Below are 12515 nucleotides of genomic sequence, written 5' to 3'. Positions count from 1 at the left end.
TACGACAGTCTGAATTACAGGTAGTAGATGAGTGTACTGACAAGCTGGCCCCGCCAGCAGCTGTGCCTGTCACCGAAGGAACGGCAGGAGGCGGTCAAAGCCGTCGAGCGCGCTTTCGCGTCGACACTGGAATCGCTGAAAGTGGATATCGGCTTGCTGGATATGTTCGAGTCGATCTATGTCCCGCTGGGGGCCTGGCTCACCTGCCGTAAGCGCCAGCAGGAGGGGCCGCTGGTGGTCGCGATCAACGGCGCCCAGGGCGCGGGCAAGTCCACCCTGTTTAACCTGCTTGAGGTTATCCTCGACGAAGGCTTTGGCCTCAGTGTGGTCGGTTTCTCACTGGATGACCTGTATAAAACCCACGATGAACGCCAGAGGCTGGCCGATAAGGTGCACCCGCTGCTGGCTACCCGCGGTGTGCCGGGAACCCATGACGTGGAACTGGGCATGCAGATCCTGCAGGATCTGAAACAGAGTGACGACAGCAGTGTCACTAAAATCCCGGTGTTCGATAAATCCACGGATGATCGTTGTCCGGCATCTGTCTGGCAGGAGTGGTTTGGTCCGGCGGATGTGATCGTGTTCGAAGGCTGGTGCGTCGGCGCGCTGCCTCAGGAGAGTGCCCGACTGGACAGGCCGATCAACAGGCTGGAGCAGGACGAAGACCCCGATGGCTGCTGGCGCAGACATGTAAACGATCAGCTGTCAGGGATCTACCAGTCTCTGTTTGAGATGGTGGACGTACTGATTATGCTGAAAGTCCCGAGTATGGACGCTGTTTTTGAGTGGCGCTCGCTGCAGGAGAAAAAGCTGGCAGAGCGGGTAAAGTATATCTACGACACCCAGCAGCCAACCGATCACCTGCGGATTATGGATGAGGCGCAGATTCAGCGTTTTATCCAGCACTATGAACGGCTGACCCGCCATATGCTGGAGGAGATGCCGGACCGTGCCGATATCACCCTCTGCCTCAACAACAACCATAAGATTGACAATATTCGTATCAATAAGCCACTGGACTATTGTCAGTAACCGGTGCCAGTAGCCGGTATCAGTAACGGAACCTGATCTATGAAATTCAAATCACTGCTTGCCCTGCCATTGGTTATCGGACTGCTGTCCGGCTGTTCCGGGGCCTACTACTCTGCGATGGAGCAGGTGGGTATCCACAAACGGGATATCCTGGTCGACCGGGTAGAAGAGGCCCGTGATGCCCAGAGCGAGGCCCAGGAACAGTTTCAGGATGCGCTGGAACAGTTCCGCTCGGTGGTGCAGTTTGATGGCGGAGAGCTGAGCAAGCAGTACAACAGCCTTAAAGCCGAGTACGACGACAGCGTCTCTGCAGCAGAGTCAGTTAACAGCCGAATCGACAACGTTGAGACAGTGGCAGAAGACCTGTTTGAAGAGTGGCAGCAGGAGCTGACCCGTTACAGTAACAGCAAACTGCGCAGCCAGAGCGCCCGTAAGCTGCAAGATACCCGGCGCCGCTATCGCCAGCTACTGGCCAAGCTGCAGACGGCGGAAAAGCGTATGCAACCGGTACTGGCGACCCTGCAGGATAATGTGCTCTACCTGAAGCACAATCTGAATGCGCGGGCGGTGGGCGAGCTGAAGGGAGAATTTCAGGGTATCCGTCAGGACATCAGTCTGCTGGTGCGTGATATGCAGAATGCGATCAGCGAGTCTGATGCCTTTATCCGCGAGATGGAGGCGGGCTGAGCGGTATGACCCGGTCAGATCGGTAGCAGGGTCATCGATGCGGCCCGGTGTACTATATGGGTGATGGTGCGATTGGTCTTTTCCGAAATCACAATCGCCATCATATCCTGCAGCGAGATCATCTTGCCGAACAGTAACTCAAAGCTGTAGTTCGCGACCCCGCTGTCACTGACCCCATTGCTTAGCAGGAACAGCTGTCCGCGACTGTCGCGGCGCTGCCTGAGCTGCCAGGCCACGGTTTCCAGATTGCGGGCACTGTTATAGAGCTTTTGCTGGTCCAGGTCATCCAGCATAAAGAATTCCGGTTTGTGCTGATAGGCGGAGTTCAGCATGGTGGACAAGCCTGCCATCAGGGCAAATACCCGGTCACCTTTATATTCCTCAGAGAACGCCAGACGGATCGCATCGTTGCCATCCCGGAAGCTCAGCTCGGCAAACTGACCGGGCTTGCGGTCCAGTACATAGAGCATATCGAGGCGCTTGCGGATACTCATCCGCTCGACCTTAATCAACTCGCGCGGATTTCTCTTATACAACTTAATCGTGAGCTGTTGCAGATGCGCTTTGAGCTGACGCCGGTGGCTGTCAGTGACTGAATCGATATCGCTTTTTGCCAGGCTTTTAATGCTGAAACCGGACTCACCGGAAGTGGCACAGCCGCCAAGCAGCAGGCAGAGGCATAGCATCAGGGTCCGCACCGGATCGATCTCCTTGTATTTACGCCGTTTGCGATATTCCGGCAGTATACATCAGCCAGTCTGGCCACACTGCAGCGGCGGAGGATTAAATATCCCTGTCACCGTTGCCGGGTGGTTTCTGTCTGCGCTGCCGGCGCTGTACAATCAGCCTAAACCTGTATGAGATAAGCGTATGAGTAACGATTACACCCAGCTGCGCCGGGAATACCTGGCCAGCCCGCTGAGCCGGGATCAGCTTGATACCAATCCCGTAGAGCAGTTCCGTAAATGGATGGAGGTGGCGACCGACGCTGCCCCGGATGACGCCACCTCGATGACACTGGCAACGGCCGATAGCAGTGGCATGCCATCGGCGCGTATTGTGCTGCTGAAGCATTTTGGTGAAGAGGGTTTTGCCTGGTACACGGATTTCAGCAGCGCAAAAGGTGCCGAGCTGGAACAGAATCCGCAGGCCGCTCTGCTGTTTTACTGGTACGGGCTGGAACGTCAGGTACGGATTCAGGGGCGGGTAGAACGTCTGCCGGTTTCACAGGGCGAAAAGTACTTCAACGAGCGGCCCCTGGGGAGCCGCCTGAGTGCTGCCGCGTCTCATCAGAGCGAGGTGATCGAGTCCCGTCAGGCGCTGGAGGCCGCTGTGGATAAACTGCAGCAGCAACATAGCGATGGCCAGGTACCGCATCCGGAGCGCTGGGGCGGATACTGCCTGAAGCCAACGGCTTTCGAATTCTGGCAGGGGCGGGAAAGCCGCCTGCATGACCGTTTCCGCTATACCCTGGTGGATGGAAGCTGGCAGATCGACAGGTTGCAGCCATGATCGACCTGTTGCCAGCGGTTGAAGTTGAACCTGCGTCCAGCGCCGATGCTGCGGTTATCTGGCTGCATGGCCTGGGTGCGAATGGTCATGACTTTGAGCCGGTGATTCCCTATCTCGGGTTACCTCCATCGCTGGCGGTACGCTTTGTCTTCCCGCATGCGCCGGAACGCCCGGTGACGGTCAATGGTGGCTGGGTCATGCCTGCCTGGTACGATATTCTGGAGATGAATATCGAACGCAAGATCGACCTGCCTTCACTGCAGCTGTCGGTATCCCAGGTCCAGCGCCTGATTGAGCGGGAGATCGAACGCGGTATCGATCCCGGGCGCATCGTACTGGCGGGCTTTTCTCAGGGAGGGGCGGTGGCCTATCAGGCCGCGCTGAGTTATCCACAGCGTCTGGCGGGGGTTGTTGCCCTGTCTACCTATATCGCCAGTCCGGAACTGCTTAAGTCTGAATATAGAGAGCAAAACAAACAGTTACCTGTCTGGGTCGCGCACGGCACCCAGGATGATGTGGTGCCCTTTTCACTGGGAGAGCAGGCTGTGATTCAGCTGGAAGCGCTGGGCCTGAATCCGGGCTGGAATAGCTATCCACTGGCGCATGAAGTCTCTCAGGAAGAGATGGTGGCAATGGGGCAATGGCTGAAACAGATATTAATGTCCGAGGACTGAAGAGATGAAAATTAGTGACAACAAGGTAGTCAGCTTTAACTATCTGTTGCAGAACGCTGCCGGTGAAACGCTGGATAGCACTGAGGGCGCTGCGCCTCTGCCTTACCTGCACGGGCACAAGAATATTATCCCGGCGCTGGAAGCTGCGCTGACGGACCACACTGTCGGTGATCGCCTGAAAATTGAGTTGTCGGCAGAGCAGGGATACGGGGAACGGGATGAGGATCTGGTTCAGAATCTGGGACGTTCCCAGTTCGATAATGGTGAGGCGCTGGAAGTCGGTATGATGTTCCAGATGGCGGATGAAGATGAAAATATCCGTGTGGCGACGATTATTGCCATCGAAGCGGATAAAATCACCATCGATGCCAATCACCCGCTGGCCGGAGAATCGCTGGTTTACGATATTGAGATTGCAGAGGTGCGTGAGGCTACAGCGGAAGAGATTCAGAACGGTCGTGTTGAACTGCCGTAAGAACGCTTCATTGTGAATCCAGCTGGAGATGTCTTTTCATCTCCAGCATCCATGCCTGTCTGCCCCTGCCTTCATCCCTGAAAATCCTGATAGAGGTGCGAGTTGCGGCCGGTGTCTGACGCAAATCACTGTTCCGATCTCATACTTTCTCCCGCCATTTCAGATCGCCAATCTGAACATTCAGCCACTCAAAGCCAATTCTGCGTGCCACCGCTGCCGCACCATCCAGGCTCTTAAACTCGCGTTCCTGTTTAGAACGCTGAAGGTCCAGCGTTATCATATCCTGTTGCTTTGTGACAAACTTCAGAGTCCAGCCTCTTGCCATAGAGATTGGTATCGCCTGACAGGACTCGAATACCCCCGCCTTGAATAACAACTTAATTTCTTTTTCTTGCACTGTTGAAATTCTCAAATGAATAATCAAATAACCACTTTGATTATTCTAAATTAAGTAGCGATCAGTTGCAAAGAAGCGGCTCTCTAATAGGTTAAGTAACCTATTGTTTTAAAAGGCTTTTCTGCGGTAATGAAAAAAGAATGCGCAATAATGTTCTACTTTGGTAAGGTGTTGAAATATAAGGGGAAAATAATGGCTGTCGTTTAGATGCTTTTGGAATTAGAATAGCTTTCCTTAGTATGAGTACCACTGATTCTGTCATATTTGATGCATCAACAACGGATTTTGATGGTTGGTATTCAAATAGTAAGAAATGGTGCTCAGAATGGCTCTGGGATGGGGGCGGGCTGGGTCGGGTAGAAATATTTCTCTAGTTTTTTGCCAGATCCGGAAAATTTGCTAATACTTCCATCCTAGAGTTTGCAACCGCCGGTCATTAAGGAAGAAGGAGCTGCACATGTCTGAAGACTCAATGCTGCCATTGCCGATGGAACTGTCTATTGCCGATGTCGCAGATTGGTATGATCGTTTGGGCAAACTCGCAGAAAACCAAAGCTCATTAACGCTGGATGGAGCTTCGGTCATGAGAGTTGATACTGCAGGATTGCAACTGTTAGCTGTTCTTTTTAAAGATGGACAGTCCTTCCCCGATGGCGTGCACTGGCACGCAGTCTCTGATGTTCTCTCCCGGTCGGCCCGGATTATCGGCCTGACTGAACTTCTGCAAATACCGGACAACACTTGAAACAGGACTTCTGTGGAGACCCGATATGCCTTCAATTCTGGTAGTAGATGATTCCGCCTCTTTGCGGAACATGGTGACGTTTACCCTGAAACAGGAAGGATTTGACGTTGCCGAAGCTGGCGATGGCAAAGAAGCGCTAGGTAAAGCGCAGCAAGGTAAATTTGATCTGGTGTTAACCGATGTGAATATGCCGGTTATGGATGGAATTACCTTCTGTAGCGAACTCAGAAAGCTGCCGGCTTTCAAATTTACCCCCGTTTTGATGCTGACAACGGAAAGTTCGAACGATATGAAACAGAAGGGTAAAGCCGCCGGAGCAACCGGCTGGCTGGTTAAACCTTTCAACCCGGAAAAGCTGATCTCCACTATTAAACGCGTGATTCGGTAACCCGTTATGAGCATAGATCTGTCCCAATTTATCCCCACCTTTCTAGAGGAAAGCTCCGAAGGACTGGAGCTGATGGAATCAAGTCTGCTGGATCTGGACGGGGCAGATCCCGAAGTTATTAACGCAATATTCCGGGCCGCCCATTCAATTAAAGGCGGGGCTGGCACTTTTGGCTTTACCGCCGTCGCAGATTTCACCCATGTAGTGGAAACGCTGCTGGATGAGATGCGCAACGGACAGCGGGGCAATAGCCAGCGCCTGACCAATCTGCTGCTGACCTCTGTTGACTGTATGCGGCTTCTGCTGGATGCGGCGCGTGACGGCGTCGAGTGCAGTGACCCGCAAGTAGCGGAGGTACATCTGCAGTTGCAGGCTGAACTGTCCGGCGAAGCGCCTTCCGATAACTCCCCGGCCAAATCCGTGACTTCTGACTCCGAGGTCGCTGAAGAGGATGGCGGTAGCAAGCAGATCGGCTGGCATATCAGCTTTTTGCCCGCCGAGGATATGTTACAAACCGGTAATGACCCGCTGCTGATGTTTCAGGGGCTGGAAGACCTGGGCACACTCAGTGTCGAGGTCAATGTCGACAGACTGCCGGCCTATATAGATTTCGAACCTGAACTGACCCTGCTGGACTGGAACCTGGCCCTGATCAGCGATTGTGCTGAAGCGGATGTCAGGGAGGTATTCGAGTGGGTCGAGGATGACTGTGAACTCGTAGTAATACCTATGATGGATCAGGTCGAAGCCGACACCGAAGAGTCAGTTAACAGTGAAAGCAACGCCGAAGCCGCCAGCGGCGCTGAATCTGCAGCAGCAGAGCCGGCCGCCAGCGCAGCAGTTGCTGCAAGCCCGAATGCCATCGCCGAAGCTGCCCAGCCGACGCCGGCCAAACCCGCGAAACCGGCCGCCAGCGCGCCGCGTAAACCGGCGGGTGCTGAAGTTGGCTCAATCCGCGTAGGTATCGATAAGGTTGATGCCCTGATTAACCGGGTCGGCGAGCTGGTGATTACCCAGTCGATGCTGGGCCAGATCGGCTCTGAAATGGAAGATGTAGATCATCCGGGGGTTGAGAAGCTTTACGAAGGACTCAACCAGCTGGAGCGTAATACCCGAGACCTGCAGGAAGAGGTTATGCGCATACGCATGCTGCCGATCAGTTTCGTGTTTAACCGCTTCCCACGAATGGTGCACGATGTCAGCGACAAGCTGAATAAGAAAGTAGAACTCCAGCTTTCGGGTGAACAGACCGAGCTGGATAAGACCGTAATGGAAAAGATCGGCGATCCGCTGGTGCATCTGGTACGGAACTCGCTGGATCACGGTCTCGAAACGCCTGAAGAACGTATTGCCGCAGGTAAGGCTGAGACCGGCATTGTGCAACTGAATGCCTATCATCAGGGTGGCTATATCGTCATCGAGATTGTCGATGACGGACGGGGTCTGAACAGTGAAAAAATCCGCGGTAAGGCGATTGAGAAAGGGCTGATCAGTGCCGATCAGCAGATGAGTGAGCAGGAATGCCACGAACTGATCTTCCTGCCGGGCTTCTCTACTGCAGATCAGGTCAGCGACCTGTCCGGCCGTGGCGTGGGCATGGATGTCGTGCGACGTAATATTGAATCGGTCGGCGGTCATGTCTCGGTTAAGTCCGAGACCGGTGGCGGTTCAACCTTTACCGTCAGCCTGCCGCTGACACTGGCTATTCTGGATGGCCAGCTGGTGCAGGTGGCCAGTGAAACCTACATCATGCCGCTGGTTTCGATTGTTGAATCGATGCAGCTGCGCTCAGAATCCCTCAATGCGATTGCCGGGAATAAGTCCCTCTATCATTTCCGGGATGAATATATTCCCCTGATCAATGTCCGTCAGTTGTTTGGCTTGCCGATCAAAAGTGCCGACCTTGACGATGGCCTGCTGGTAATCGTGGAGAGCGGCGACTCCAGAGTCGGACTGGTGGTTGACGATCTGCTTGGACAACAGCAGGTGGTGATCAAGAGTCTGGAGAGTAACTTTAAGCGGGTCGATGGTATCTCCGGGGCAACCATTCTCGGAGATGGTGGTGTCGCGCTAATCATGGATGTGGCCGGAATGATAAAGCTGGGGCTTGATCAGGCGACCCGGAATGCTGTCCACAGTCGAAACGAGCAATTCAATCAGCACGAAGAGAAAGTGGCATGAGTGTAACCAGTGCGTTGGAACAGACTGTTATCGATCAGGATCAGCGAGAGCAGACGCGTCAGTGTCTGACCTTTATTCTGGCCGGAGAGGAATATGCCGTCGATATACTCCGGGTGCAGGAGATCCGGGGGTGGGGACCGGTCACCTTTTTACCCAATACGCCGGATTATCTGAAAGGCGTGTTGAATTTACGTGGGGCGATTATTCCGGTGGTGGATCTGCGCATCCGCTTTGGCCTGGCACCTAAAGAGTACGGTGCTACAACAGTCGTCGTGGTCTTACGGGTATTAAGCGGCGATCGTGAGCGCATTATGGGCGTCGTCGCCGACGCCGTTGCCGAAACCTATAACATCGTTGAAAGTGCAATTTTGCCGCCACCGGCGGTACATGGGGCTATCAGTTCTGACTTCTTTGAAGGGCTGGTCACCATCGATGAAAAAATGATTGTCATTCTGAATGTTGATGAACTACTTAATTCCGGTGAACTGGCTGTGGATGGTGCCGCTGCCGGAGGTTAACCACAGCCTGAAAAAATGCGGGTATGGAAGCATGCTGTCTAAGGAGACGAATCGATGAAGATCAATATGCCGGTAACTGACCAGGAAGTTCGGCTACAGGAAGGTCAGGAACTTGTAACCAAAACCGACCTGAAAGGCGTCATCACTTACGCGAACCCTGCTTTTGTTGAAGTAAGTGGCTTCAGTGAGGATGAGCTTGTTGGCAGTAATCATAACCTGGTGCGTCATCCGGATATGCCTCAGGCAGCATTTAAGGATCTGTGGGATACACTCCAGATGGGGCGTCCATGGACCAAGCTGGTGAAAAACCGCACTAAGGATGGCAACTACTACTGGGTTAAGGCCAACGTTACGCCGATCTATCAAAATGGCCAGCCGATTGAGTATATGTCGGTCCGCACTTCGCCAAGCCGTGAAGAGATCGCGGAATCCGAGCGCCTGTATGCACAACTGAACAACAATCAGGCAACGATCCCGTCTCCCAACTCTATTGCCGCATCCGACCTGTCTTCTGGCCTGTTTAAAGTGGCAATGGTCGCGGTGGTGGTGATGGTGGTGCTCAGTGGTGCATTGTTCTTCTCCGGGATGGATAAATCACTGATCGCGCTTGGGCCGCTGGCGGCGTTTTTTGTCATGCTGTTCGGAGCCATGAGCCATCAGCAGAAAAAAGTGGTGGAGCCTCTTAAAGCGATTGTCGAAGAAATTCGTACGGTTGGAGAAGGCCGCTATCTGCACCCGATTGATGTTGTGCAGCCGGGTGAGCTTGGCGAGCTACGCCGTGCGATAAAATCACTTGCCGTACGCATGGGCTTCGAGGTGAATGATGCGAAAGAGCAGGGTAACCGCTCGCTGCGTATCAAGCAGGCGCTGGATAACGTGAACTCCAATGTGATGGTGGCCGACACCGAAGGCTATATCATCTATATGAATGAAGCGGTACTCGACATGATGCGCAAGGCGGAATCCGATATCCGCAAAGACCTGCCTGAGTTCGATACCCGCAAACTGCTGGGGGCTAACTTCGACAGCTTCCATAAAGACCCTTCTCACCAGCGTCGCATGATCTCCGCCCTGAAAGAAACATTCAATGGCCGGATTGTGGTGGGGGGGGCGCACCTTCAATCTGGTCGCGAATCCGGTTCACGGCGAGCAGGGCGAGCGTCTGGGCACCGTGGTCGAATGGGAAGATATGACCGATCAGCTGGTCGCCGAGCGCGAGATCGAACAGCTAATCAGTAAAGCATCCCGAGGCGATCTGGAGCAGCGACTGGATGTGGCGATCTATGAAGGCTTCATGAAAAACATCGCCTCCGGCGTTAACCAGATGCTGGATGCCGTGGTCGAACCGATCATGGAGTCCAAGCGGGTTCTGACGGCGATGTCTGAGGGTGATCTCAGCGAGCAGATGAAAGGTGAATATCACGGTGCCTTTGCCGATCTGAATACGGCGATCAGCGACACCCTGAGTAAGTTGTATGAGATGGTCAGCGAGATCCGTAACTCCGGCGGATCTATCGCTACCGGCGCTTCTGAAATTGCCCACGGCAATGCCACGTTGAGCCAGCGTACGGAATCTCAGGCGGCCAGTCTGGAAGAGACGGCAGCCAGCATGGAAGAGATGACCAGTACCGTGAGGCAGAATGCGCAGAACGCCCAGCATGCCAAAGAGCTGGCCGTCAGCGCCAAGAGTATGGCGGTTGAGGGTGGCGAAATTTCTGACAAGGTGGTCAGCTCCATGGGGCAGATCAGTCAGGCATCGACCCGAATCGCCGAAATTATCGGTGTGATTGATGAGATCGCCTTCCAGACTAACCTGCTGGCACTGAACGCAGCGGTGGAAGCGGCCCGTGCGGGGGAGCAGGGACGGGGCTTTGCGGTTGTCGCCTCTGAGGTACGTAATCTGGCTCAGCGTAGTGCCAGCGCAGCGAAAGAGATCAAGGACCTGATCGGCGATAGCGTGGATAAGGTAGAAGAGGGCGCGCGCTATGTGGACGAATCCGGTAAAGCGCTGAAAAATATCATGGATGGCGTGGACAAGGTGTCTGACATTATCGGCGAGATTGCCAATGCCAGCCAGGAACAGGCCAGCGGTATTGAACAGGTGAACTCTGCCGTATCGCAGATGGATGAGGGTACCCAGCAGAACGCGGCTCTTGTGGAAGAGGTTGCCGCAGCTTCCGAATCGATGGAAGAGCAGGCTCAGCAGATGCAGCGTCTGGTGAACTTCTTCCGCCTCGGATCTGAAATGCCGGATACCAAAGCAGCGGTGGCTAAGGCCGCACCGAAGTCCGGTGGCCGGGTCAGAAAAGAGAGGGTTGTGACCGCCAACGAGAGTGACCAGGAGTGGGAAGAGTTTTAAGGTAATCACTGAAGGCTGTCCCCGTGATTGCGGGGCAGCCTCCTGAGCTGAAGGGATTTGACATTGAAAGTTGAACGTGAAGTCACATTTACTCAGAGCGATTTCGATCGCATGCGAAATATTCTTTACGATCATGCCGGTATTCAGCTGGCAGATCATAAAAAGGATATGGCCTATAACCGGTTGGTCAAACGCTTACGTGAACTGGGGCTAAACTCGTTCAAGGAGTATTTCGAGTTTCTTGGTCACAATGACGCTGAATTCGGTCAGTTCATTAATGCCATGACCACCAACCTGACCGCTTTCTTCCGTGAGCAGCACCATTTTGATTACCTGGCGGATGAACTGATCCCTGAGTTGAACAGGGCAGGACAGCATCGCCTGCGGTGCTGGTCGGCTGGATGTTCAGTTGGCGAAGAAACCTACAGTATTGCAATCACCCTGCGAAGCGCAGCCGTTGATACCAGCAACTGGGATATGCGCATTCTGGCAACCGATATAGATTCGAAAGTACTGGATACTGCGGAACGGGGTGTTTATGCATTCGAGCGTGTACAGATGTTGCCCGAACATGTTAAGAGAAGCTGGTTTCTGAAAGGGAAGGGCGATAATTCAGGGCAGGCTCGGGTCAGGAGCGAATTACGCGATATGATCTCGTTTAAACAGCTCAACCTGATGCAGCAGTGGCCGATGCGCGGGCCATTCGATTTTATCTTCTGCCGTAATGTGATGATCTATTTCGACAAGCCTACTCAGGCTAAGTTATTGAATCGTATGGCGGACCTTTTGACGCCCAATGGATTGTTGTTTGTAGGGCATTCTGAGTCCCCATACCGGCTAACGGATCGGTTTCAGCTTATAGGACAAACTATCTATCGCCGTGTGAAATGAGGGATTATGTGTGCAAAATACAACGGAACAACCAAAACCGGCGTTACCGGGATTTGAGCACCACAAGCGTTTCTGGATAAGTAATCAGAAAAAGTATGCAGTCAAAGTTGCACCCGGTGAATTTTATGTCACGCGAAATGATGAAGTTATAGTCACGACGCTTGGCTCCTGTATATCTGCCTGCATTATCGATGAAGTTGTTGGTGTGGGGGGGATGAATCATTTTATCTTACCTGATTCTGGCCCGGGCCATGTTCATGATGATCTTGCCGGCTCCAGCCGTTATGGCACTTTTGCCATGGAAGAGTTAATTAACTCTATTTTGAAATTTGGTGGAAAAAGAGAGAGACTCAGAGCCAAAATAACCGGCGGCGGTGAAATGCTTAACGGCACTTCACAGATCGGTGCTAAAAATGCCCATTTCGTAGTCGATTTTCTGAATACTGAGAGAATTCAGATTGAGGCCGAAGATATAGGTGGGCCCTGGCCGCGGAAAGTCATGTATATTCCCAGGGAAGGGCGGATGTTAGTTAAAAAAATGGAACGCTTCGATCGCAGCAGGATTGTCGAAGAGGAAACGCAGTATCAGAAGCAGCTTGATAAGTCACTGGATCAGAGTGATGTAGAGCTGTTCTGAATATAAGGGTGAGAGCGTT

15 protein-coding genes are annotated in these 12515 nt (G+C 53.3%); 13 read left to right on the top strand and 2 right to left on the bottom strand.

The window, feature by feature from the left end; all coding sequences use genetic code 11:
- Positions 1-27 precede the first annotated feature (27 nt).
- Complete coding sequence (locus tag Q354_RS0105045; RefSeq protein ID WP_027856660.1) at positions 28-1032, top strand: hypothetical protein; 1005 nt, start codon at positions 28-30, stop codon at positions 1030-1032.
- A gap of 39 nt (positions 1033-1071) precedes the next feature.
- On the top strand, positions 1072-1719 hold the full coding sequence (locus tag Q354_RS0105040; protein ID WP_027856659.1) for a DUF2959 domain-containing protein: 648 nt from the start codon (positions 1072-1074) through the stop codon (positions 1717-1719).
- Between the two features lie 14 nt (positions 1720-1733).
- Here Q354_RS0105040 and Q354_RS0105035 read toward each other — a convergent pair whose 3' ends face one another.
- Entirely contained in the window at positions 1734-2417 is a 684-nt protein-coding gene (locus Q354_RS0105035) for a hypothetical protein (RefSeq protein WP_245600997.1), read from the bottom strand.
- 172 nt (positions 2418-2589) lie between these two features.
- On the opposite strand from Q354_RS0105035, the gene pdxH reads away from it, so the two are divergent.
- The 3 genes from pdxH to Q354_RS0105020 are packed head-to-tail and all read left to right on the top strand — an operon-like array spanning position 2590 to position 4380.
- Positions 2590-3231 carry a pyridoxamine 5'-phosphate oxidase gene (gene pdxH, locus Q354_RS0105030; RefSeq protein WP_027856657.1) on the top strand — a complete coding sequence of 214 codons (642 nt, stop codon included), beginning with the start codon at positions 2590-2592 and terminating at the stop codon, positions 3229-3231.
- Positions 3228-3905 (top strand): alpha/beta hydrolase, encoded by a 678-nt coding sequence (locus Q354_RS0105025; RefSeq protein WP_027856656.1) that lies wholly within the window; start codon positions 3228-3230, stop codon positions 3903-3905. The genes pdxH and Q354_RS0105025 overlap by 4 nt, the downstream gene beginning before the upstream one ends.
- Before the next feature lie 4 nt (positions 3906-3909).
- Positions 3910-4380 (top strand): FKBP-type peptidyl-prolyl cis-trans isomerase, encoded by a 471-nt coding sequence (locus Q354_RS0105020; RefSeq protein WP_027856655.1) that lies wholly within the window; start codon positions 3910-3912, stop codon positions 4378-4380.
- Between the two features lie 139 nt (positions 4381-4519).
- Here Q354_RS0105020 and Q354_RS0105015 read toward each other — a convergent pair whose 3' ends face one another.
- Positions 4520-4777, bottom strand: coding sequence for a hypothetical protein (locus tag Q354_RS0105015; protein WP_027856654.1), 258 nt, complete (start codon positions 4775-4777; stop codon positions 4520-4522).
- 457 nt (positions 4778-5234) lie between these two features.
- On the opposite strand from Q354_RS0105015, the gene Q354_RS24675 reads away from it, so the two are divergent.
- The 8 genes from Q354_RS24675 to cheD all read left to right on the top strand — a co-directional run bounded on the left by Q354_RS24675 (position 5235) and on the right by cheD (position 12496).
- Positions 5235-5522, top strand: a complete 288-nt coding sequence (locus Q354_RS24675; RefSeq protein ID WP_051559911.1) for an STAS domain-containing protein — start codon at positions 5235-5237, stop codon at positions 5520-5522.
- Between the two features lie 25 nt (positions 5523-5547).
- On the top strand, positions 5548-5910 hold the full coding sequence (locus Q354_RS0105005) for a response regulator (RefSeq protein WP_027856653.1): 363 nt from the start codon (positions 5548-5550) through the stop codon (positions 5908-5910).
- A 6-nt stretch (positions 5911-5916) separates the two neighbouring features.
- Positions 5917-8091 (top strand): chemotaxis protein CheA, encoded by a 2175-nt coding sequence (locus Q354_RS24670; protein ID WP_051559910.1) that lies wholly within the window; start codon positions 5917-5919, stop codon positions 8089-8091.
- Complete coding sequence (locus Q354_RS0104995) at positions 8088-8609, top strand: chemotaxis protein CheW (protein ID WP_084332482.1); 522 nt, start codon at positions 8088-8090, stop codon at positions 8607-8609. The genes Q354_RS24670 and Q354_RS0104995 overlap by 4 nt, the downstream gene beginning before the upstream one ends.
- 54 nt (positions 8610-8663) lie before the next feature.
- Positions 8664-9848, top strand: coding sequence for a PAS domain S-box protein (locus Q354_RS28525; RefSeq protein WP_051559909.1), 1185 nt, complete (start codon positions 8664-8666; stop codon positions 9846-9848).
- A complete protein-coding gene (locus Q354_RS28650) occupies positions 9799-10968 on the top strand; it encodes a methyl-accepting chemotaxis protein (RefSeq protein ID WP_051559908.1) in 1170 nt (389 codons plus the stop codon). The genes Q354_RS28525 and Q354_RS28650 overlap by 50 nt, the downstream gene beginning before the upstream one ends.
- A gap of 63 nt (positions 10969-11031) precedes the next feature.
- Positions 11032-11859 (top strand): CheR family methyltransferase, encoded by an 828-nt coding sequence (locus Q354_RS0104985; protein WP_322786134.1) that lies wholly within the window; start codon positions 11032-11034, stop codon positions 11857-11859.
- 10 nt (positions 11860-11869) lie between these two features.
- A complete protein-coding gene (gene cheD, locus Q354_RS0104980) occupies positions 11870-12496 on the top strand; it encodes a chemoreceptor glutamine deamidase CheD (RefSeq protein WP_027856650.1) in 627 nt (208 codons plus the stop codon).
- Positions 12497-12515 lie beyond the last annotated feature (19 nt).

The sequence above is a fragment of the Marinobacterium jannaschii DSM 6295 genome, assembly GCF_000620085.1.
Lineage (GTDB): Bacteria > Pseudomonadota > Gammaproteobacteria > Pseudomonadales > Balneatricaceae > Pontibacterium > Pontibacterium jannaschii.
This window is presented reverse-complemented; position numbering and strand designations above follow the sequence as displayed.

Coding starts and splice junctions, on each gene's coding strand:
- Q354_RS0105040 (WP_027856659.1), top strand. CDS start 1,072: ATGAAATTCAAATCACTGCTTGCCCTGCCATTGGTTATCGGACTGCTG.
- Q354_RS0104995 (WP_084332482.1), top strand. CDS start 8,088: ATGAGTGTAACCAGTGCGTTGGAACAGACTGTTATCGATCAGGATCAG.
- pdxH (WP_027856657.1), top strand. CDS start 2,590: ATGAGTAACGATTACACCCAGCTGCGCCGGGAATACCTGGCCAGCCCG.
- Q354_RS28650 (WP_051559908.1), top strand. CDS start 9,799: ATGACCGATCAGCTGGTCGCCGAGCGCGAGATCGAACAGCTAATCAGT.
- Q354_RS28525 (WP_051559909.1), top strand. CDS start 8,664: ATGAAGATCAATATGCCGGTAACTGACCAGGAAGTTCGGCTACAGGAA.
- Q354_RS0105005 (WP_027856653.1), top strand. CDS start 5,548: ATGCCTTCAATTCTGGTAGTAGATGATTCCGCCTCTTTGCGGAACATG.
- Q354_RS0105025 (WP_027856656.1), top strand. CDS start 3,228: ATGATCGACCTGTTGCCAGCGGTTGAAGTTGAACCTGCGTCCAGCGCC.
- Q354_RS24675 (WP_051559911.1), top strand. CDS start 5,235: ATGTCTGAAGACTCAATGCTGCCATTGCCGATGGAACTGTCTATTGCC.
- Q354_RS0105020 (WP_027856655.1), top strand. CDS start 3,910: ATGAAAATTAGTGACAACAAGGTAGTCAGCTTTAACTATCTGTTGCAG.
- Q354_RS0105045 (WP_027856660.1), top strand. CDS start 28: ATGAGTGTACTGACAAGCTGGCCCCGCCAGCAGCTGTGCCTGTCACCG.
- Q354_RS24670 (WP_051559910.1), top strand. CDS start 5,917: ATGAGCATAGATCTGTCCCAATTTATCCCCACCTTTCTAGAGGAAAGC.